This is a genomic window from Marinobacter sp. (assembly GCF_046484525.1).
GTDB lineage: Bacteria > Pseudomonadota > Gammaproteobacteria > Pseudomonadales > Oleiphilaceae > Marinobacter.
The window spans coordinates 130,556-149,022 of the sequence record NZ_JAWOIS010000038.1; the positions used below are offsets into that span (position 1 = coordinate 130,556).

Sequence of the window (18,467 nt, forward strand, 5' to 3'; positions counted from 1 at the left end):
GGGCATTGACCAGATGATACCTTGGATAATCTGGCCTGATGAATGGGTTGGGTCACAAAAGTGAAACCGATTCTATGAGAGTGGTTTTCCGGGGGTCAAGAAACGGCTCGTTACGATGAGGATAGACAATGTGAAAATGGGGTCTGATGAAAGCCTTCATCTGACCCCGTCCCGTCTTCAGAAGTTATCCTTACCATGCCGGATAGCCGCAAAAATGGCATTCTCCGAATCCGCCGGCAAACCATTCTGGGCGCAATAGGTCCGGGCAGCATCTACAACCACGGGGTCGTCCCATCGGAGAAACGGGTTCAGTCGCTTTTCATCACCCAGCACCGACGGCACCGTGGGCTTGCCCGCTTCCCGGGCTTTTTGACACTGTTCCTCAAAGGTCTTCAGGCCTTCGTCCCTCGGTAGCCAGCTGCGGGCGAACCGGAGGTTGGCCAGGGTGTACTCGTGGGCGCAGTAGACCGCGGTTTTGTCCGGAAGGTTACGCAAGGTCTGGAGGGATTGCCGCATCTGTTCCGGGGTGCCTTCGAACAAACGCCCGCAGCCGCAGACGAACAGCGTGTCGCCACAGAAAAGGACCGGGTGGCCGTTGACTTCAACGTCGGTAAAGTAGGCGATATGGTCCAGGGTGTGTCCCGGAACGCCCAGAACCTGGAAGGTGATCGATTCCCAGACAACTTCGTCGCCCGGGTGCACCAGGTTGCTGGAGCCCTTGAACGTAGACTCCGCAGGGCCCGTTACCCGGCAGCCCGGGTGCGCCTGGACCAGCTCCTTGACGCCGCCAACATGGTCCGGGTGGTGATGGGTGACCAGGATCGTATCCAGGGTCAGGCCCTTGGCAGCCAGATGTTTTTCCACAGGCGCTGCTTGTCCGGGGTCAACAACCAGTGCTTTTTTGGTGTCGGAGTCCGCCAGGCACCAGATGTAGTTGTCACTGAAAGCAGGAATTGCGGAAATGGTCAGCATACGGCCCCACATGTGTTAGAAGAATGTGACTGTTATGATAGAGCAATAAATCTGAGGCCCCAACCTGGAGGCTGATAAGGTAGGAGGCAGGGTATTGGTCAGATCCGGCAACATTGACTATCCAGCGAGGCACGAGAACTTCGAGCGTTGGTTCCAGTCTCCGCTCGGTCGGGCATTACTGGCGGACCAGCGCCGGTTCTGCGACTACGAACTGGGCAGCCTGATCGGGGCACGGCAGCTGCAGATTGGCGTCAGTCACCGCCTGCCCCTGGCTACCGGAACCGATTTTGCGCAAAAAATCATGACCACCCCGCGGTGGTTCCCCCATATGCCGGAAGGTGTGGCGGTTTGTGATGCCGATGAGCTGCCATTCCCGTCCGATTCCATGGATCTTGTCATCCTGCACCATACCCCTGACTTTTCCCCGAACCCACACCAGGTGCTGAGAGAATCCGCCCGGGTATTGCGCGGTGAGGGCACCATTGCTCTGATTGGTTTCAATCCATTGAGTTTTTGGGGGCTGCGCAGGCTACTGTCCCGGCAGCAGGAAGGCCCCTGGGGCGGTCGATTCCTGCTTCGGCGGCGAATGGAGGACTGGCTCCGGCTGCTCGGGTTCAGCGTCGAAACGTCGGTGACCAGATTCCTCAGATTTCCCATGCAGCGTTCGGGCAGGCACACCTATCGCTGGATCGATACCCGGCTGGCGGGCAATCGGTTCCTGCCTCTTGGCGCCTATTACTGTATCCTTGCCAAAAAACGGGTCTATGGCCGGATTCCCAGGCAACCTGCCTGGCGCAAGAGCAAGGTCATTGCCATGCCCGGGACCGGTGCGGTGGGCGCCTCGCGGGGGGTGTTATCGCAGCCCGGGAGTCGGGAGACCCGAGTGTCAGGATTAGTGAGGATTCAGGAGTATGAATGGCGGATAAGGTGATTCTCTACACCGATGGTGCCTGCAAGGGTAATCCCGGTCGGGGCGGTTGGGGCGCAGTGCTTCGTTATGGCGATGCCAAAAAGACCCTCCATGGTGGAGAGCTGCACACCACCAACAATCGCATGGAATTGATGGCGGCAATCCGTGGTCTGAAGGCGCTCAAGCGTCCCTGCGATGTGGAGCTCTACACGGACTCCCAGTATGTCCGCAAGGGCATCACCGAGTGGATGGCGGGGTGGAAACGCAACGGCTGGAAAACCGCGGCGAAAAAACCGGTAAAAAATGACGACCTGTGGCGGGAGTTGGATGCCGAAACCTCGCGGCACCGGATTAACTGGCACTGGGTAAAGGGCCATGCCGGCGTGCCCGACAACGAGCTGGCCGATGAACTGGCAAACCGTGGCGTAGCGGAATTGAGTGAAGCATGAGACAAATCGTACTGGATACTGAAACCACCGGCATTGATCCCAATGAAGGGCACCGGATCATTGAAATCGGTTGTGTGGAAGTGGTTGAGCGTGAGCTGACCGGCCGCAACTACCATGTCTATATCAACCCCGAGCGGGAGGTGGAGGCCGAAGCCATCACCGTTCACGGGATCACCAATGAATTTCTCGCTGACAAGCCGAAATTCGCCGAGGTCGCCGAGGAATTCTTCGAGTTTATCAAGGGCGCCGAGCTGGTTATCCATAACGCCGCGTTCGACGTGGGCTTCATGGATGCCGAGTTCGCTCGCCTGAAACCGGTTCGCAAGACCGCGGATCATTGCGGCATCGTCGATTCCCTGGCCATCGCCCGCACCAAGCATCCAGGCCAGAAAAACAGCCTGGACGCCCTGTGCAAGCGCTACGGCGTGGATAACAGTAACCGGGAACTCCACGGCGCATTGCTGGATGCCGAGATCCTGGCCGATGTCTACCTGTTGATGACCGGCGGTCAGACCGCGCTGTCGCTGGATGCCGGTTCGGAAGACGGTGGCGCAGCCGGTGGAATCCGACGCCTCAAGGCCGACCGCCCGCGGCTTTCCGTGATGCGGGCCTCCGATGAAGAGGCTGGTGCCCATGACGAGTTTATCGCGATGTTGGATAAACAGTCGGGCCAGAGCCTGTGGAGCAAGCTCGAACAGGCGGATTGAGAACTGGGTCAGCATGTACCAATTGTTACACTCCGCCTTTGTTGAGCGACATGGGTTTTGTGTTATAAGTAATGATAAGTTCGCCAGTTTTTTGCGAACGGAGAATTGGTCGGTCAGGGTGTAACCGATCTACAAGAACAAAGTCCGGCACTTGGTTGCCGGGCTGAATGTCAGACACGGGACGCGGTAGTCTCCGCAAATCAGACAGGAAGCGTTTATGGTTCAATCGTCTCTGGCGACGAAATCGCAGTCGTTTGATCTGGTCAAGAGTGAGATAGAACAGACCATCAAACAGGCAGAATCCAGCCTTGAGCGTTTCCAGGAAAATCGCGAGAGCGGGGAAGACCTCCAGAACTGTGTCGATTACCTGAATCAGTTGCGTGGTATTTTCATCCTCGTCGAGCTTCGTGGCGGCACACTGTTGTGCCAGGAAGCGGTTGCCATGGCCAACGACGTTCCAGTCGGTGCCAATGATGACAAGAACATTCTGCTTACCACCCTGAACAGCGCCCTGTTTATACTCCGTCGGTACGTGGAATACTACCACCAGCAGCGTGAGGACCATCCGGAACTGTTGCTGCCGGTAATTAACGATCTGCGCGAAGCCCGCCGCGAAAAACCTTACCCGGAATCCTGTTTCTTTGATGTGAATGTCAAGGAGCGTCCGGACTTCTGTGCGGATCTCAAGCTCGCTGCGTTTGAAGGTAATGAAGCGGACTACGAGGTTATGGCCCGAAGGATGCGGCTGACCTTCCAGGTAGCCTTGCTTGGTGTGCTGCGGGATCGCAACGACGCGGTCAGCAAGAAACTGTTTGGCCGTGCCTCCCGCGGATTCGCGCAGCTGTGTCAGGGTGCGCCCATGGGGCAGATGTGGTGCCTGTTGGGAATTGTTGCAGACACGATGCTTGATCGCGCCATGATCTTCACCAAGGCCCGCAAGCGCATGTTCATGCGCATAGAGCGGTACGCCCGGGAGGTGGTTTATGTAGGCAAGGTGGCCACGGCCAAGGATGCTCCGGATTCACTGATTCGGGACCTCATCTACATGCTTTATCGCAGTGGGTCCGCAAACCCGGAAGTGACGCGCATTCTTTCCGCTTATAGCCGGGCGCCCGCGGAATTTCCGGACTCCATGCTGGAGGCCCATGCCCGACGCCTGTATGGCCCGGGTAGTGATGTCCTCAAATCCCTGTCGGACGCGCTTCAGGATGAGCTCAATCAGCTCAAGGACAAACTCGACATTATCGAAAGGGGTATCGAGCCGGACCTGGCGGAGCTGTCGTCCATCGCTGATGCCCTTGAGCGTCTTGCCAATACTCTGGTGATGCTGGACCTGAACAAGCTTGCCGGTATTTCCCGTGATGAAGCGGCCAAGCTTCGCAGGTGGGAAGATGACAACCGATTGCCGGGTGATGACGAACTGTATCGCCTGGCGGACTCCGTTCTGGGAGTAGAGGATGCGGTGATGCAGATTGTCACTCGCGGTATTACCTCGGAAACGGACGCGTTGGCTGGTAGCCGGCGCAACCGGGATGAGTCGGTCTATCTCCAGGAAGCGATGTTTGTGGTGGCGGATGAGGCCAGAAGTGCGCTGACCCTGGCCAAACGGGCCATCACGGCATTCATTGAATCAGATTACGACAAGCTGCACCTGGCCAACCTGCCTGCAACCCTGCACAGCATCTGGGGTGGCCTGCAGATGGTCAATGATCCCGGTGCCGCCAATGTGCTCAAACGTGTTGCTGCCTCGATTCAGGACCGTCTCCTGGATGCCCGCCAGGCGCCTCCCCATCAGGTGCTCGAAGCGCTGGCGGATGCTTTGACGTCGCTTGAGTATTACATCGAAAGTATCGGCAAGCGGGAAGACCGCAACCCCGATCTGCTCAAGCTTGCAGAATCCTCCCTAGACGACGTTGGTTTGTAATCCCCATGTCCCATGAGCTCGCAACTATCGTACTGGCAGTCGTTGGCGCGGTGCTGGTGATTGCGAGCCTCCTGTTTTTCCTCCGCCCTCGCTGGTTGCTGGGCTGGCTCAAAGGTATGGCGGTATTTTCCTTGCTGGTCATCGGTATCTATACCCTGGTGATTGCCGTCAACCTGATGGGCTACCAATCGCTGGAAGGGATGAAAACCGTTGCGACGGTCTCTACTCAGCGGCAGGGCGACCAGCTCTGGGTCGTGACACTGAAGACCGGAGAAGAGGCACCGGTCATCCGGTCAGTCAGGGGTGACCAGTGGCAGTTGGATGCGCGCATCATCCGGTTCGCCGGCCCCATTCGCTGGCTCGGAATTGCACCGGGGTACCGGATGGAGCGCTTGAGTGGTCGCTATACCTCGCTCGAGAATGAACAGAGTATGCCCAGGACGGTGATCGGGCTGAGCGAACAGAAGTGGCCCGATCTCTGGGAGCTGGACCGGCAGTTCAACTTGCCGTTTGTGGAGGGGGTCTATGGTAACGCGACCTTCATGCCCATGCGTGACGGCGCCTTGTTCGATGTCCGGCTGTCAGCGTCAGGGCTGGTGACGACACCCCAGAACGAAGCCGCACGGCAGGCGGTTCAGCTCTGGGATGAGTGAGCCGGAAATTCAGGCAAAAAAACCTGCGGCGTGCGCAGGTTTTTTTATGAGCGGGGCGAGCGTTCAGCCCATGTTGAACAGTTCGCCCAGCTTGGTTGCCAGCATCATGTCGCCTTCGGCGCGCAGCTGACCAGCCATGAACGCCTGCATGCCGTCGGTTTCGCCGGAAACGATGCCCTGCAGAGTATCGGAGTTCATGATCAGGGTAACGGAAGGGTCTTCATGAGAGCCTTCGTGCAGCTTGCAGGAGCCGTCGTTAATGGCCAGGTGGTAGTTCTTGTCGTCCTCAATGTCGAACTGGAACACCAGGTCGAGGCCTTGAGCTGCGTCTGCGTTGAAATTCTGTTCGAGTTTTTCAAATACCTGAGCTACAGACATTATCTTGCCCTTCTGAATGGTTGTCTTTTCTTGGCGAAGCCGATCTCGCAATTCGACTTTATGGTCAGCGAAGGGTCCTGTCAAGCTCGATCGAACGCTTGTTTTAATTCTTTTGCTCCGCTTATCAGTGTTAATTCGGTAAGTTACACTCTCGTCTTTGCATAACCATTTGGAGAAACCATTTTGGAGTTCCTGACAGAATACGGCCTGTTCCTGGCCAAGGTCGTTACCTTCGTGGTCGCCGCCCTTGTGATCATTTCCGTCATGCTCTCTGCTGCCCAGAAGGAGCGTGAGGATCACGAAGGAGAGGGCGAGTTGAGAATCCGGAAACTCAACGAAAAATATCAGAAGTTGCGGGAAACCATTCAGGCGCGGCTGATGGACGAGGGTGAGCGCAAAGCCTTCCAGAAAGCACGTAAAAAGGAGGACAAAGCCGAGAAAAAAGCCGCAAAAGCCAGGGGCAAGAGTGGGGGGGCGGAGCCGGAAGCCCGATCGAAGATTTATGTGCTCGATTTTGACGGTGATATCAAGGCCAGCGATACCGATCAGCTGCGCCGGTCGATTTCAGCGGTGCTGAGTGTTGCCAAACCGGAGCAGGACGAGGTGGTCATTCGCCTGGAAAGCGGGGGAGGACTGGTGCATTCCTATGGCCTTGCGGCTGCCCAACTGGACCGGATTCGCAGCAAGGGTATCCCGCTGACGGCCTGCGTCGACAAGGTGGCCGCCAGCGGTGGGTACATGATGGCCTGCGTTGCCGATCGGATTGTCGCCTCTCCGTTTGCGATTCTCGGGTCTATCGGCGTGGTTGCGCAGTTACCAAACTTCCACCGTTTCCTCAAGAAGAATCATGTGGATTTCGAGGTGCTGACTGCCGGTGAGCACAAACGCACCATGACCATCTTCGGGGAGAACACCGAAAAAGGCCGGCAGAAATTCCTCGAGGATCTGGAGGATACTCATGGTCTGTTCAAGGATTACGTGACCGAGCGCCGGCCCAGTGTTGATATCGCCAAGGTGGCAAACGGCGACATCTGGTTCGGCAAGCGGGCGCTCGAGGTCAATCTGATCGACGAGATCAAGACCTCCGACGAATATCTCATTGAGGCCTGTGATCGTGCGGACGTAGTGTCAGTGACGTTCCAGCGCAAACGGACACTCCCGGAAAAACTGGGCCTGGCCACCAGCGCGGCTCTGGAGCACACCGTATGGCGCGTGCTCAGTGCTTTCCGGAACCAGAAGATTCAGTAGCTGACAATAAACGGGGTAACACCATGACAACGAACAGCGAATTCAAAGCCTGGCGAGTGGAAGAGAAGGATGGCGAATACCAGGGCAGTGAACAGACACTCAGCACGGCCGATTTGCCGGAGGGCCAGGTTCTGATCCGGGTCAGTCATTCGTCACTGAACTACAAGGATGCTCTGTCTGCGTCCGGCAACAAGGGCGTTACCCGCTCGTTTCCCCATACGCCCGGCATTGATGCCGCGGGTGAAGTGGTGGAATCTGCAACTGGTGAGCCGGCGGTGGGCAGCCGAGTGATTGTTACCGGTTATGACCTCGGCATGAATACCGATGGCGGTTTTGGTGAGTACATCCGTGTACCGGCCCCCTGGTGTTTGCCGATGCCGTCTGGTTGGGATACCCGTACTGCGATGATCTACGGCACTGCTGGCCTGACTGCAGGCCTGTGCGTCAGCAAACTCCTGAAAATGGGCGCCAGCCCGGAACAGGGCAAGGTGGCTGTCAGTGGCGCCTCCGGTGCCGTTGGCAGTGTTGCAGTCGAGTTGCTGGCCAACCTGGGCTTTGACGTGGTGGCGATCAGTGGCAAGGCGGACCATGCCGACAGTCTCAAGGACCTCGGCGCCAGTGAAGTAGTGGGCCGTGACGCCCTGGCGGAAGAAAAGAAGCCGCTGCTCAAACCGGTCTTTGCCAATGCGGTTGATACCGTGGGGGGCACACCGTTGGCGGAATTGCTCAAGCAGATCCGGCCGGGAGGCTCAGTGTCTTGCTGCGGCCTGGTGGCCGGCCCTCAGCTTCCGACCACGGTGCTGCCGTTCATCCTCCGCGGTGTGAACCTGCTGGGTGTGGACTCCGTGGAGATTCCGCTGGCTGACAAGCAGGCGGTGTGGGAGAAGTTTGCTGGCGAGTGGAAATGTCCGAAGACGGAAGCCTCAGCCCGGGACATTGGCCGTGCGGAGCTGGATGAGGCGCTGAAGGCGTTTTTGAAGGGGGCGTCTGTCGGGAAGATTGTGTTGGATCATAGCCGGTGAGGTGAGCTCCAAGAAGGGGTCAGATGAAGGCTTTCATCAGACCCCATGTTTAACTCAGGGGTCTGATGAACTCGTTCATCTGACCCCATCTTCAACCAAACTCCAGCTCAGCCGGCCCGGCGCCGAAACAGCGGCAAATCCGTATCCGTCGCCGCCTGATACCCCTGGCTGAAGAAGTTCAGGCACTTCGCCGCCTGGCTTATGTCCTTGTCGGCCCGCAGCACATACGAATCAAACCCGCAGCGCTTCATGAACTGCAGCTGGTCGAGCAGTACATCCCCGATCGCCCGCAACTCGTTCTGGTAGCCAAACCGTTCTCTGAGCAACCGGGCAATGCTGTACCCGCGCCCATCCACAAAGCGGGGGAAGTTCACCCCGATCAGAGGCAGTTCGTTTACCTTGTCGGCAATCATTTCCGGCTCGTCATGGCTGTCAAACCAGACACCAATCCGGTCGTTACCGGTGAAATGATCATAGCCGGCCAGCCACAGATCGGCCGGGATCAGCGCCGGCTGGTCCGTTGGGATGGCCAGGGACTCACCATCCTCCGGGCGCGGCACCACAACCCAGTTGTCCTGACGGATGGTGCCGTCTGCATTGATTACGTCAGGCATAGACCCGCTCCTTGAAAGGTTTGATGCCAATACGGCGATAGGTATCAAGGAATTCCTCTTCCTCGGTACGCTGATCGACGTACACATCGATAATCTTCGCGATAACCTCCGGCATCTCCTGCCGGGCGAAGGAGGGCCCGAGAATCTTGCCGATATCCGCATCATGGTGCGAAGAGCCGCCCAGGCTGACCTGGTAGAACTCCTCGCCCTTCTTGTCGACACCCAGAACACCAATGTTGCCGACGTGATGATGACCGCAGGCATTCATGCAGCCAGAGATATTGAGATCGATGTTGCCCAGATCATACAGATAGTCCAGGTTATCGAACCGGCGCTGAATGGCCTCGGCCACCGGGATCGACTTGGCGTTGGCCAGGGCGCAGTAATCGCCACCCGGGCAGCAGATAATGTCGGTCAGGGTGTTCAGGTTGGCGGTCCCGAAGCCCATCGGCGTAATGGTCTGCCACAGTTCCAGCAGCCGGTCCTGTCGCACATCGGCCAGCACCACGTTCTGATGATGGGTTACCCGGACCTCCCCGAAGCTGTATTCGTCAGCCAGGTCGGCAATCTGCTCGAGCTGGTGGTCGGTGACATCGCCCGGCGGTGTGCCGGTTTTTTTCAGGGTCAGGGACACAATGGCGTAGCCGGGCTTCTTGTGCACGTCCACGTTGTGGCTCAGCCATTGGTCAAAACCGCGGTTCTCGAATCGTTGCCGCGCCAGCAGGTCTGTAGCGTTGTCCAGGGCCTCGTAAGGCGGTTCGGTAAAGAACCCCTTGATTCGCTCAATGGCTTCTGACGTCAGACGGGTTGGCGAATCCTTGAGGTGGGCCCACTCGGTTTCCACTTTCTCAGCAAAACCTTCCGGGGTCAGGGCCTTGACCAGGATCTTGATCCGCGCCTTGAATTTGTTATCCCGGCGGCCATAGCGGTTGTAGACCCGCAGGACCGCCTCAAGGTAGGTCAGCAAATCCAGCTCCGGCAGGAATTCACGGATCACCGGGCCAACCATCGGAGTCCGGCCGAGGCCGCCACCCACATGGACCCGGAAGCCCAATTCGCCGGCGTCGTTGCGCACGATCTGAAGGCCAATATCATGGATCCGGATTGCTGCGCGGTCGGTTTTCTCGGAGGCGTTAACGGCCACCTTGAACTTGCGGGGCAAGAACGCGAACTCCGGATGGAACGTTGACCATTGACGGATGATCTCGCAATAGGGCCGGGGATCGGTGATTTCATCGGCCTGTACGCCGGAAAACTGGTCCGTGGTGGTGTTCCGGATACAGTTTCCGCTGGTCTGGTTGGCGTGCATTTCCACTTCCGCCAACTCGGCCAGGATGTCCGGAACATCCCCCAGGGCCGGCCAGTTGAGCTGTACATTCTGCCGGGTGGTGAAATGGGCGTAGCCCTTGTCGTAATTCCGGGTGATACGGGCGAGACGACGCAACTGCTCGGAGCGCAGCATGCCGTAGGGCACACAGATCCTCAGCATCGGAGCGTGGCGCTGGACGTAGAGTCCGTTCTGCAAGCGCAACGGAAGGAATTCTTCCTCGCTGAGTTCGCCCGCCAGGGCGCGTCGGGTCTGGTCCCTGAACTGGGCCACCCGTTCCGCTGCCATTTGCCGGTCGTGTTCGTCGTATACGTACATAGGGGTAATGTCCTGCCTCTTATATCTGGATGGCAGGATATCACCAGGTTTTTATTTCCAAAATGATTATTTCAAAATATGTTTATCGATTCAGGCGATAAGTGGGCGGCACGCAGGCTGGACGAATATCAATTTCCTGCTTAACTGATAAGACAACAACAATGACCTGGAAAAGTAAGGAAGGGGTGCTTCCATGAAGAAGAGCATGCGTTCAGACAGTCAGGCAGACGCCATCGCTGCGGTTCTGGTCGTTGTACTGGTGGTCGCCTTCGCGGTTGTCTGGGTCTCGGGCCAATAGCCTACTGGCTGGCGAGCACGGCCTGTACCAGCAGAATCAGTCCGCCCACGAAGGCGGCCGTGAACAGCAGGGCCGCAATGATGTAGGGCCAGGGGCTGTGACTGGAGAAATCCTCTTCCCGGCGCTTGTCGGACTGAACTCCGAAAGCGCCGGCCAGGATGCTTTGCATGATTTTCAAAACGCCGGGTGAGCCTGATTTCCGATCTTTCTTGTTGCTTTCATTGTCGGTCGTGTCAGTCATTGCGTGCCTTGTCCCCGTCTATTCTGCCGGATCGTAGGCCAGGCTTGGCATCAGCCAGCGCTCCGCCTCCGCTTTGGAAAACCCTTTGCGTTCAGCATAGTCCTCAACCTGATCCACGCCAATTTTGCCAACGGCAAAGTATTTGGACTCGGGATGGGCGAAGTACCAGCCGGAAACCGCCGCGGTGGGATACATGGCAAAGTGCTCGGTCAGCTCGAGACCGATCTTGCCAGTGGCCCCAAGGAGACGGAACAGGGTTGCCTTCTCGGTGTGATCCGGGCATGCGGGGTAACCCGGAGCCGGGCGGATACCGCGGTAGCGTTCCTTGATCAGATCGTCATTGCCCAGGCGCTCGTCGGCGGCATAGCCCCAGAATTCCTTGCGCACCCGCTCATGCATCCGCTCTGCAAAGGCCTCGGCGAGTCGATCGGCCAGGGCTTTGACCATGATGGCGTTGTAGTCGTCGTGCTTGTCCTTGAATTCCTGTGAGAACTCCTCGGCACCAATGCCGGTGGTCACGGCAAAGCCACCCACATAATCGACTTTCCGGGAGTCTTCCGGCGCCACGAAATCAGACAGTGCCATCATGGGCTTGCCCGGGGACTTTTCATCCTGCTGGCGCAAATGGTGCAGGGTGGTCAGCTCCTCACTGCGGGATTCGTCGGTATAGACCACGATGTCATCGCCGCGACGGTTGGCCGGCCAGAAGCCGATCACGCCCCGGGCAGTCACCCGTTTCTCCGTGATCATCTGCTTCAGGATGTTCTGGGCGTCACTGAACAGGCTGCGGGCCGCTTCGCCACGCTTGGGATCGTCAAAGATCGCCGGGTACTTCCCGGAGATATCCCAGGAAATGAAGAACGGCGTCCAGTCGATGTAGTCGACCAGTTCTTCGAGGTTGTAGTCCTCGAACACCCGGATGCCGGTGAACGATGGTTTCGTCGGTTCGTAGCCCTCAAAGTTGATTTCCGGGGCACGGGCACGGGCCTCCTTCAAAGAAACCAGCTTGGTCCGCTCGCCCCGGTTCTTTCGCCGCTCCCGGATCTCGTCGTATTCGGTACGGGCCGCTTCGACAAAGGCCGGCTTGGCGGTCTTGCTGAGCAACTGCGAGGCCACGTTAACGCAGCGGGAGGCGTCGGAGACATACAGCGCGATGTCATTCTTGTACTGGGGTTCGATCTTCACCGCCGTGTGCGCCTTGGACGTGGTGGCGCCACCAATCATCAGCGGGAGATGGAAATCCAGCCGCTGCATCTCCCGGGCCACGTGAACCATCTCGTCAAGGGACGGGGTTATCAGGCCGCTCAGACCGATGATGTCCACGTTCTCTTTCCTGGCGGTTTCCAGGATCTTGTCACAGGGCACCATGACGCCCATATCGATCACTTCGTAGTTGTTGCACTGCAGGACAACACCCACGATGTTCTTACCGATGTCGTGCACATCGCCCTTCACCGTGGCCATGAGAATCTTGCCCTTGGCCTGCTGGCCCTCGGACTTTTCCGCCTCGATGTAGGGGATCAGGTAGGCCACGGCCTGCTTCATTACCCGCGCACTCTTGACCACCTGGGGCAGGAACATCTTGCCATCGCCGAACAGGTCGCCAACCACGTTCATGCCGTCCATCAGAGGGCCTTCGATGACCTTGATGGGGTGACTGGCATTCTGGCGGCAGGCCTCGGTATCTTCGGTGATGTAGTTGGTGATGCCTTTGACCAGCGCGTGTTCAAGGCGCTTCTCTACTGGCCACTCGCGCCAGGCCAGGTCCTCTTCCTGGGTCTTGCCGCCTTTGCCCTTGAACTTCTCGGCCGCTTCCAGCAGCTGATCGGTGGCGTCGTCCCGGCGGTTGAGTACTACGTCCTCCACCAGTTCCTTCAGATCCGGCTCGATCTCATCATAGATCACCAGTTGCCCGGGATTGACGATGCCCATGTTCATCCCGGCCTTGATGGCGTGGTAGAGGAACACGGAATGGATGGCTTCGCGCACGGCATCGTTGCCCCGGAACGAGAACGACACGTTGCTCACACCGCCGGAAATGGAGGCGTGGGGCAGGTTTTCCTTGATCCAGCGGGTGGCGTTGATGAAGTCGACCGCGTAGTTGTTGTGTTCCTCGATGCCGGTGGCAATGGCAAAGATGTTCGGGTCGAAGATGATGTCGGCCGGATTGAACCCGATATCGGTCAGCACATCGTAGGAGCGTTTGCAGATCTGGGTTTTGCGCTCGTAGGTATCGGCCTGGCCGTCTTCGTCAAAGGCCATGACCACCACAGCGGCGCCGTAGCGCATGCAGTCTTTCGCCCGCTTGATGAATTCCTCTTCGCCTTCCTTCAGGCTGATGGAGTTCACCACCGCCTTGCCCTGGACACAGCGCAGGCCGGCCTCGATCACCTCCCACTTGGAGGAGTCAATCATGATGGGTACGCGGGAAATGTCCGGCTCGGAGGCCACCAGTTTCAGGAAGGTGACCATGACGTCCTTCGAATCCAGCATGCCCTCATCCATGTTGATGTCGATGATCTGGGCGCCGTTCTCCACCTGGTCCCGGGCCACACTGAGGGCTTCCTCGTACTGCTCTTCTTTGATCAGGCGCAGGAACCGCTTGGAACCGGTGACGTTGGTGCGCTCACCGACGTTGATGAACAGGGTGTTCTCATCGCCGGTGAACGGCTCGAGGCCGGACAGGCGCAGGGCCTTGGGGCGCTCGGGAATCTGCCGGGGCGGGTACTTGGCGACGGCTTTGGCAATGGCCTCGATATGATCCGGGCGGGAACCGCAGCAACCACCAATGATGTTCAGGAAGCCGTCTTTGGCGAAGCCTTCGATGATCTCCGCCATTTCCTCCGGGGTCTGGTCGTACTCACCGAATTCGTTGGGCAGGCCCGCGTTGGGGTGGGCGGACACATAGGTTAAGGCTTTGGTGGACAACTCCTCGACATAGGGACGCAGCGCATCCGCGCCCAGGGCGCAGTTCAGCCCCACGGAAATGGGCCTGGCATGGGCAATGGAATTGTAGAAGGCCTCGGTGGTCTGGCCGGACAGGGTGCGCCCGGAGGCATCGGTGATGGTACCGGAAATCATGATCGGCAATTCGATACCGGTGTCCTCGAATACCTGCTGGGTAGCGTAGATGGCCGCCTTGGCATTCAGGGTGTCGAAGATGGTTTCGATCAGGATCAGATCGGCACCGCCCTCCATCAGGCCTGAAACCGCCTCGTAATAGTTATCCACCAGAGTCTGGAAGTCGACGTTGCGATAGCCGGGATTGTTCACATCCGGAGAGATCGACGCAGTTCGCGAGGTGGGGCCGACCGCGCCGGCGACGAAGCGAGGCTTGCCCGGATCCCTGGCAGTAAACTCGTCAGCGATCTCCCGCGCCAGCTTTGCCGAGGCCACGTTCAGCTCCCGCGCCAGCTCTTCCATGCCGTAGTCGGCCTGGGACAGGCGGGTGGAGTTGAAGGTGTTGGTCTCGATGATATCAGCGCCGGCGTCCAGGTAGTCCGCATGGATGTTGCGGAGCAGGGCAGGCTGCGTCAGGTTGAGCAGGTCGTTGTTGCCCTGCACCTCCCGTTCGAAGTCCTTGAACCGTTCGCCCCGGAACGCGGCTTCATCCAGTTTCTGGTTCTGGATCATGGTGCCCATGCCACCATCAAGAATCACGATGCGTTCCTTGAGGACTTTATGGAACTGTTCCAGGCGGGTAGTGCGATCGGTCATAGGGAAATCTTCCGGGTGTCGTGGCTAACGTCGTATTTCAGTCAATGGCGCGGGATCATAGCAAAAATGCCGGATTCCGTCTTAGTCCGAATGATCATTATCAAGTGCCGTGGTACTGGCGCTTGCAGCAGGCATTCATACGGGAAATTCATTACCTGATTAAATCCTGACTATTTTACTTGGTCTTTCATGTTCCCGCGAACTCTCTTAAAATAGAGATCAAACTTCCAAACGGGTAGGAAACATGGCATTGGTTACCGTGACAGATTCCGCGCGGGATTACCTCGCACAACTCATTGAAAAGCAGGATGTTGAAGGCATGGGCGTACGGATCTTCGTCACCCAGCCCGGCACCCGGAATGCCGAGACCTGCCTGGCCTACTGCCCGCCCAATGAAGTCGTCCCGACGGACGAGCAGCTGGATCTCGGCAAGTTCACCCTGTACCTGGACCATAACTCGGTCCCGTTCCTGGAAGAGGCGTACGTTGACTACTCCAAGGACCAGATGGGCGGTCAGCTGACGATCAAGGCCCCGAACGCAAAGGTGCCCAAGATCGACGATGACGCACCGCTGCCGGATCGCGTGAACTACGTGCTGGCCTCTGAGATCAACCCGAATCTCGCGGCCCACGGTGGTGACGTATCTCTGGTTGAGATCGTGGACGAGTCCGTTGCCGTGCTGCGCTTCGGCGGTGGTTGCCAAGGCTGTTCCGCCGTCAGTCTGACCCTAAAGCAGGGCGTCGAATCCACCCTGAAAGAGCGCGTGCCGGAAATTACGGCCGTTCGCGACGTAACGGATCACTCCTACACCGAAAACGCTTACTACCAGTAAATCGTCTCTGTGAACCCCGGCTGCCAGGCCGGGGATTTGCTGCCGCAATTCCCCGCACCCCATGGCTTGACGGCCAATGTTGTGACATTTCAATTACTTCATAATCGGTCACATAAGCTGACATGCCGGACCACTACACTGTTGGCTGGCACTCAAGAACCGAATTCTTATCGGCCTTTGGCCGCAATTTCAACCGGGGTAACTCTTGATCGACCTAGCACTCCTGTCTGTGCCTGTCATGGCAGCTGTCACCGGCTGGGTGACCAACTGGCTGGCAATCCAGATGTCCTTCTATCCGGTCCGGTTTGTCGGCTTCGGGGTGATTGGCTGGCAGGGTGTAATCCCCCGGAAAGCGGAGAAGATGGCCCACATCTGCATTGACCAAACCCTGCAGAAATTCGGCGACCTGAATTCCGTCTACGAAAAACTTGAACCTCATCGCATCGTGGAACAGGTGATCTCACAGGTGACCCCGAGGGTGGATGAGTACATCGATGAAATCATGTACGAGAATCACCCGGTCCTGTGGGATAACGTGCCCTTGTTCGTGCGTAACCGGATCTATAAATGGGCGAGGGAAGCGTTGCCTGAGCGGGTCGAGGAACTGGTCGAGGACTTCGGAAACGACCTGGACGAGCTGGTGGACCTCAAGGCCCTGTTAAGCCGGGAGCTCCAGCGCCATCCGGATCTGATGAACCGGATCTTCAAGGAGGCGGGGTCGGTAGAGCTGCAGTCAGTGATCAATCTCGGGGCGATCATCGGCGGACTGCTGGGTGCCATGGTCGTGCCACTCTGGATCCGGTATCCCGAGCCCTGGCTCCTTCCTCTGGGCGGATTTGCCGTCGGTTTCCTGACCAACTGGCTGGCCATCAACCTGATCTTCACGCCGGTTGAACCCCGCCGATTTCTGTTCTGGAAGATCCAGGGCCTGTTCCTGCGCCGGCAGCCAGAGATCAGCAATGTCTGGGCGCGTCTGGTGGCGGAAGAACTGGTTACTGTCGAGCGTGTTGCCGATGCAATGATCAATGGCGCCCATGGCGACCGTACCCGGGCAATCATCCAGAAGCACCTGCGGCCGCTGTTGGACAGCTCGCCGGTGATGAAGCTGACGGCACAGGTCTCGGTCGGGGTCACCGGCTATACCGAGCTGAAGAAAGCGCTTTACCAGAAAGCCGTGGTGGCCACCGGGGATGTCTTCTCGAACCCGGCGTTCAACCGGGAGCGCGCTCCGGTGGTGGCGGAAGTCCTGGCCGGCCAGATGAAATCCCTCGGGCCGAAGGAGTTCCAGGGCATCCTGCGCCCGGCATTTCACGAAGAAGAGCTGCAGCTGATGGTTGTGGGCGGTGTGTTCGGCGCCCTGGCTGGACTCGTCCAGTTCCTGAGCCTGACCTACCTGGTGTTCTGAGAACCCCTGTTAAAGGCAGTTGGTCGGACGGGGCAGTCCTGCGATCCGGCAGGCGGTCTTGGCTGGCGTGCCGGGAAACAACTGCATGAGGTAAATGCTGTTGCCCTTCTCCTCCCCAAAAGCTTCCTTCACCGCCTTGACGAAGAGCCGGTTCGAGGGTGGCGCGACCTCATGCTGTTTATAAAAATCCCGCAAAAACGCTATGATTTCCCAGTGATTTTCGGAGAGCTCGATCGCGTCCTCGGCTGCGATGACTTCTGCCACTGCCGGGGTCCAGGTCCAGGCATCCTCCAGAAAACCTTCGTTGTTCCTTTGCGGGATCTGATGCTCACTCATGATTTACCAACTGATTACCTGTTTTGCTCGGGTGGTCAGCTCGACCATGCCGTCGTAGTTGATGGTTTCCACTGTTCCGGATTGATCGCCCATTCCCCGCGCAGCCATGTCCGGCTCCAGGGCGAAAAGCTGCCCAGAAGCACTGGCGGAAGCGGTACCAAGCCCCAGGACTCCGTTGTCGATCAGCAGGATCGCATCTTCCGGGCCGGTAATGGAAAGGCAGCGGGCAAATCTCGGGTGTTCCGGGGACTTGTTCAGGATGTGCAGGGTCTGGATGTCGGTCATGGTGTTATCCAGCAAAGGCGGTGTGGTTGTAGTTTGCGAACAGTTGCGCGCCTGCCCGGACCAGGGTCACGCCGTCCAGTAACTGTGCGGCCTCAAGTCCATAGCGGTTGCAGTCGTCACGATCGGCCAGCAGGGCTTCCACACCAAAGATCGTTGCGGCGGAAAGGTTCTTTTCCACGGATTTCTGACGAATCTGTCCGGGCTCCTGTCCCTTGCGAAGCCAGTTCACCCCGGCGCCGCAGAACAGCAGTGACACCGGCTGGTCAAACGCTGCGAGAGAGAACACCATATCCAGGGCTTCCCGACCAGCCCAGCCGCCATACGGAGGCTGGTCAATCACAATCAGTGTGCGCATGGTCAGTCGCTCCCGTGAAAATAAACGGTTCGTGATGACGCCATCCGGCCCTCAACCCATTCGCCCAGGCCCGCAATGGTGAATGGCGCCAGGAGGTTGCTGGCGGGCAGCTCATACCGTTTCTGCTCGCCTTCATCCACCAGGCCGCGCCTCAGCGCCGAGGCAATGCAGGCAACGCCCGGAATTCCGTGTTCCTCAAGAAAAGTGCTCCACTCCCGGGGCCAGTGAGGTTCATCGGAAGGTGGCGAGGCGAGGGCGGAGGCCAGCTGTACGCCATCCCCGTAAAGGAACACCCGGTCAACCCGATGGCCGGCCCTGATGGCAGCCTCGGCGAAGCTCAGCGCGCTCTGGGGTGCCTGGGAGCTGTAGGGCGCTCCGGTGATAACGAGAGTGAACGAGAACGGGGTGGAATCCTGCATGGCCGGTACCGTGTTGATAGCGGTTTCAGTTTACTCAAAGTAAAAGCCCCGGCAAGG

At 58.3% G+C, this 18,467-nt stretch carries 19 protein-coding genes; 9 read left to right on the forward strand and 10 right to left on the reverse strand.

What is annotated here, in order from left to right; genetic code table 11:
- Positions 1–177 precede the first annotated feature (177 nt).
- Positions 178–972: a hydroxyacylglutathione hydrolase gene (gene gloB / locus R6W86_RS08660; protein WP_410328958.1), complete on the reverse strand. Its 795-nt coding sequence runs from the start codon at positions 970–972 to the stop codon at positions 178–180.
- Positions 973–1,066: 94 nt separating this feature from the next.
- Here gloB and R6W86_RS08665 point away from each other — a divergent pair, with 94 nt between their 5' ends.
- The 5 genes from R6W86_RS08665 (at position 1,067) to R6W86_RS08685 (ending at position 5,615) form a co-directional block, all read left to right on the forward strand.
- Positions 1,067–1,903, forward strand: coding sequence for a class I SAM-dependent methyltransferase (locus R6W86_RS08665; protein ID WP_410328959.1), 837 nt, complete (start codon positions 1,067–1,069; stop codon positions 1,901–1,903).
- Positions 1,888–2,331 (forward strand): ribonuclease HI, encoded by a 444-nt coding sequence (gene rnhA / locus R6W86_RS08670; RefSeq protein WP_410328960.1) that lies wholly within the window; start codon positions 1,888–1,890, stop codon positions 2,329–2,331. Before R6W86_RS08665 ends, rnhA begins: the two co-directional genes overlap by 16 nt.
- Positions 2,328–3,038 (forward strand): DNA polymerase III subunit epsilon, encoded by a 711-nt coding sequence (gene dnaQ, locus R6W86_RS08675; protein WP_410328961.1) that lies wholly within the window; start codon positions 2,328–2,330, stop codon positions 3,036–3,038. Before rnhA ends, dnaQ begins: the two co-directional genes overlap by 4 nt.
- A gap of 217 nt (positions 3,039–3,255) precedes the next feature.
- The gene (locus R6W86_RS08680) at positions 3,256–4,962 is read left to right on the forward strand and encodes a chemotaxis protein (RefSeq protein ID WP_410328962.1); all 1,707 of its coding nucleotides are present in this window, start codon (positions 3,256–3,258) and stop codon (positions 4,960–4,962) included.
- A gap of 5 nt (positions 4,963–4,967) precedes the next feature.
- Positions 4,968–5,615, forward strand: coding sequence for a multidrug transporter (locus R6W86_RS08685; protein WP_410328963.1), 648 nt, complete (start codon positions 4,968–4,970; stop codon positions 5,613–5,615).
- Positions 5,616–5,678: 63 nt separating this feature from the next.
- Here R6W86_RS08685 and R6W86_RS08690 read toward each other — a convergent pair whose 3' ends face one another.
- Entirely contained in the window at positions 5,679–5,993 is a 315-nt protein-coding gene (locus R6W86_RS08690) for an SCP2 sterol-binding domain-containing protein (protein WP_092005880.1), read from the reverse strand.
- Between the two features lie 183 nt (positions 5,994–6,176).
- On the opposite strand from R6W86_RS08690, the gene sohB reads away from it, so the two are divergent.
- Together sohB and R6W86_RS08700 are read left to right on the forward strand one after the other, a co-directional pair.
- Entirely contained in the window at positions 6,177–7,241 is a 1,065-nt protein-coding gene (sohB, locus tag R6W86_RS08695) for a protease SohB (RefSeq protein ID WP_410328964.1), read from the forward strand.
- 23 nt (positions 7,242–7,264) lie between these two features.
- Positions 7,265–8,263, forward strand: a complete 999-nt coding sequence (locus R6W86_RS08700; protein WP_410328965.1) for a YhdH/YhfP family quinone oxidoreductase — start codon at positions 7,265–7,267, stop codon at positions 8,261–8,263.
- A 107-nt stretch (positions 8,264–8,370) separates the two neighbouring features.
- Here R6W86_RS08700 and R6W86_RS08705 read toward each other — a convergent pair whose 3' ends face one another.
- The 4 genes from R6W86_RS08705 to metH all read right to left on the reverse strand — a co-directional run bounded on the left by R6W86_RS08705 (position 8,371) and on the right by metH (position 14,778).
- A complete protein-coding gene (locus tag R6W86_RS08705; protein WP_410328966.1) occupies positions 8,371–8,877 on the reverse strand; it encodes a DUF934 domain-containing protein in 507 nt (168 codons plus the stop codon).
- The gene (locus tag R6W86_RS08710; protein ID WP_410328967.1) at positions 8,870–10,522 is read right to left on the reverse strand and encodes a nitrite/sulfite reductase; all 1,653 of its coding nucleotides are present in this window, start codon (positions 10,520–10,522) and stop codon (positions 8,870–8,872) included. The genes R6W86_RS08705 and R6W86_RS08710 overlap by 8 nt, the downstream gene beginning before the upstream one ends.
- A gap of 299 nt (positions 10,523–10,821) precedes the next feature.
- On the reverse strand, positions 10,822–11,061 hold the full coding sequence (locus tag R6W86_RS08715) for a DUF2970 domain-containing protein (RefSeq protein ID WP_410328968.1): 240 nt from the start codon (positions 11,059–11,061) through the stop codon (positions 10,822–10,824).
- An 18-nt stretch (positions 11,062–11,079) separates the two neighbouring features.
- The gene (gene metH, locus R6W86_RS08720; RefSeq protein ID WP_410328969.1) at positions 11,080–14,778 is read right to left on the reverse strand and encodes a methionine synthase; all 3,699 of its coding nucleotides are present in this window, start codon (positions 14,776–14,778) and stop codon (positions 11,080–11,082) included.
- A 244-nt stretch (positions 14,779–15,022) separates the two neighbouring features.
- Here metH and nfuA point away from each other — a divergent pair, with 244 nt between their 5' ends.
- Positions 15,023–15,610 carry a Fe-S biogenesis protein NfuA gene (nfuA, locus tag R6W86_RS08725; protein WP_410328970.1) on the forward strand — a complete coding sequence of 196 codons (588 nt, stop codon included), beginning with the start codon at positions 15,023–15,025 and terminating at the stop codon, positions 15,608–15,610.
- A gap of 238 nt (positions 15,611–15,848) precedes the next feature.
- Positions 15,849–17,015, forward strand: a complete 1,167-nt coding sequence (locus R6W86_RS08730) for a hypothetical protein (RefSeq protein WP_410328971.1) — start codon at positions 15,849–15,851, stop codon at positions 17,013–17,015.
- Between the two features lie 9 nt (positions 17,016–17,024).
- On the opposite strand, the gene R6W86_RS08735 is transcribed toward R6W86_RS08730, so the two are convergent.
- The 4 genes from R6W86_RS08735 to tusD are packed head-to-tail and all read right to left on the reverse strand — an operon-like array spanning position 17,025 to position 18,410.
- Positions 17,025–17,351 (reverse strand): TusE/DsrC/DsvC family sulfur relay protein, encoded by a 327-nt coding sequence (locus R6W86_RS08735; protein WP_410328972.1) that lies wholly within the window; start codon positions 17,349–17,351, stop codon positions 17,025–17,027.
- 3 nt (positions 17,352–17,354) lie between these two features.
- The gene (gene tusB, locus R6W86_RS08740; RefSeq protein ID WP_410328973.1) at positions 17,355–17,636 is read right to left on the reverse strand and encodes a sulfurtransferase complex subunit TusB; all 282 of its coding nucleotides are present in this window, start codon (positions 17,634–17,636) and stop codon (positions 17,355–17,357) included.
- A 4-nt stretch (positions 17,637–17,640) separates the two neighbouring features.
- The gene (locus R6W86_RS08745; protein ID WP_410328974.1) at positions 17,641–17,991 is read right to left on the reverse strand and encodes a DsrE family protein; all 351 of its coding nucleotides are present in this window, start codon (positions 17,989–17,991) and stop codon (positions 17,641–17,643) included.
- 2 nt (positions 17,992–17,993) lie between these two features.
- Positions 17,994–18,410, reverse strand: coding sequence for a sulfurtransferase complex subunit TusD (gene tusD / locus R6W86_RS08750; protein WP_410328975.1), 417 nt, complete (start codon positions 18,408–18,410; stop codon positions 17,994–17,996).
- Between the last annotated feature and the right edge of the window lie 57 nt (positions 18,411–18,467).

What these genes read in the sequence shown, in the direction of transcription:
- gloB (WP_410328958.1), bottom strand. Translation starts at nt 972, where the DNA reads ATGCTGACCATTTCCGCAATTCCTGCTTTCAGTGACAACTACATCTGG.
- R6W86_RS08685 (WP_410328963.1), top strand. Translation starts at nt 4,968, where the DNA reads ATGTCCCATGAGCTCGCAACTATCGTACTGGCAGTCGTTGGCGCGGTG.
- R6W86_RS08715 (WP_410328968.1), bottom strand. Translation starts at nt 11,061, where the DNA reads ATGACTGACACGACCGACAATGAAAGCAACAAGAAAGATCGGAAATCA.
- R6W86_RS08680 (WP_410328962.1), top strand. Translation starts at nt 3,256, where the DNA reads ATGGTTCAATCGTCTCTGGCGACGAAATCGCAGTCGTTTGATCTGGTC.
- R6W86_RS08735 (WP_410328972.1), bottom strand. Translation starts at nt 17,351, where the DNA reads ATGAGTGAGCATCAGATCCCGCAAAGGAACAACGAAGGTTTTCTGGAG.
- R6W86_RS08690 (WP_092005880.1), bottom strand. Translation starts at nt 5,993, where the DNA reads ATGTCTGTAGCTCAGGTATTTGAAAAACTCGAACAGAATTTCAACGCA.
- tusB (WP_410328973.1), bottom strand. Translation starts at nt 17,636, where the DNA reads ATGACCGACATCCAGACCCTGCACATCCTGAACAAGTCCCCGGAACAC.
- metH (WP_410328969.1), bottom strand. Translation starts at nt 14,778, where the DNA reads ATGACCGATCGCACTACCCGCCTGGAACAGTTCCATAAAGTCCTCAAG.
- R6W86_RS08710 (WP_410328967.1), bottom strand. Translation starts at nt 10,522, where the DNA reads ATGTACGTATACGACGAACACGACCGGCAAATGGCAGCGGAACGGGTG.
- R6W86_RS08730 (WP_410328971.1), top strand. Translation starts at nt 15,849, where the DNA reads ATGGCAGCTGTCACCGGCTGGGTGACCAACTGGCTGGCAATCCAGATG.
- R6W86_RS08700 (WP_410328965.1), top strand. Translation starts at nt 7,265, where the DNA reads ATGACAACGAACAGCGAATTCAAAGCCTGGCGAGTGGAAGAGAAGGAT.
- dnaQ (WP_410328961.1), top strand. Translation starts at nt 2,328, where the DNA reads ATGAGACAAATCGTACTGGATACTGAAACCACCGGCATTGATCCCAAT.
- nfuA (WP_410328970.1), top strand. Translation starts at nt 15,023, where the DNA reads ATGGCATTGGTTACCGTGACAGATTCCGCGCGGGATTACCTCGCACAA.
- R6W86_RS08705 (WP_410328966.1), bottom strand. Translation starts at nt 8,877, where the DNA reads ATGCCTGACGTAATCAATGCAGACGGCACCATCCGTCAGGACAACTGG.
- tusD (WP_410328975.1), bottom strand. Translation starts at nt 18,410, where the DNA reads ATGCAGGATTCCACCCCGTTCTCGTTCACTCTCGTTATCACCGGAGCG.
- rnhA (WP_410328960.1), top strand. Translation starts at nt 1,888, where the DNA reads ATGGCGGATAAGGTGATTCTCTACACCGATGGTGCCTGCAAGGGTAAT.
- R6W86_RS08745 (WP_410328974.1), bottom strand. Translation starts at nt 17,991, where the DNA reads ATGCGCACACTGATTGTGATTGACCAGCCTCCGTATGGCGGCTGGGCT.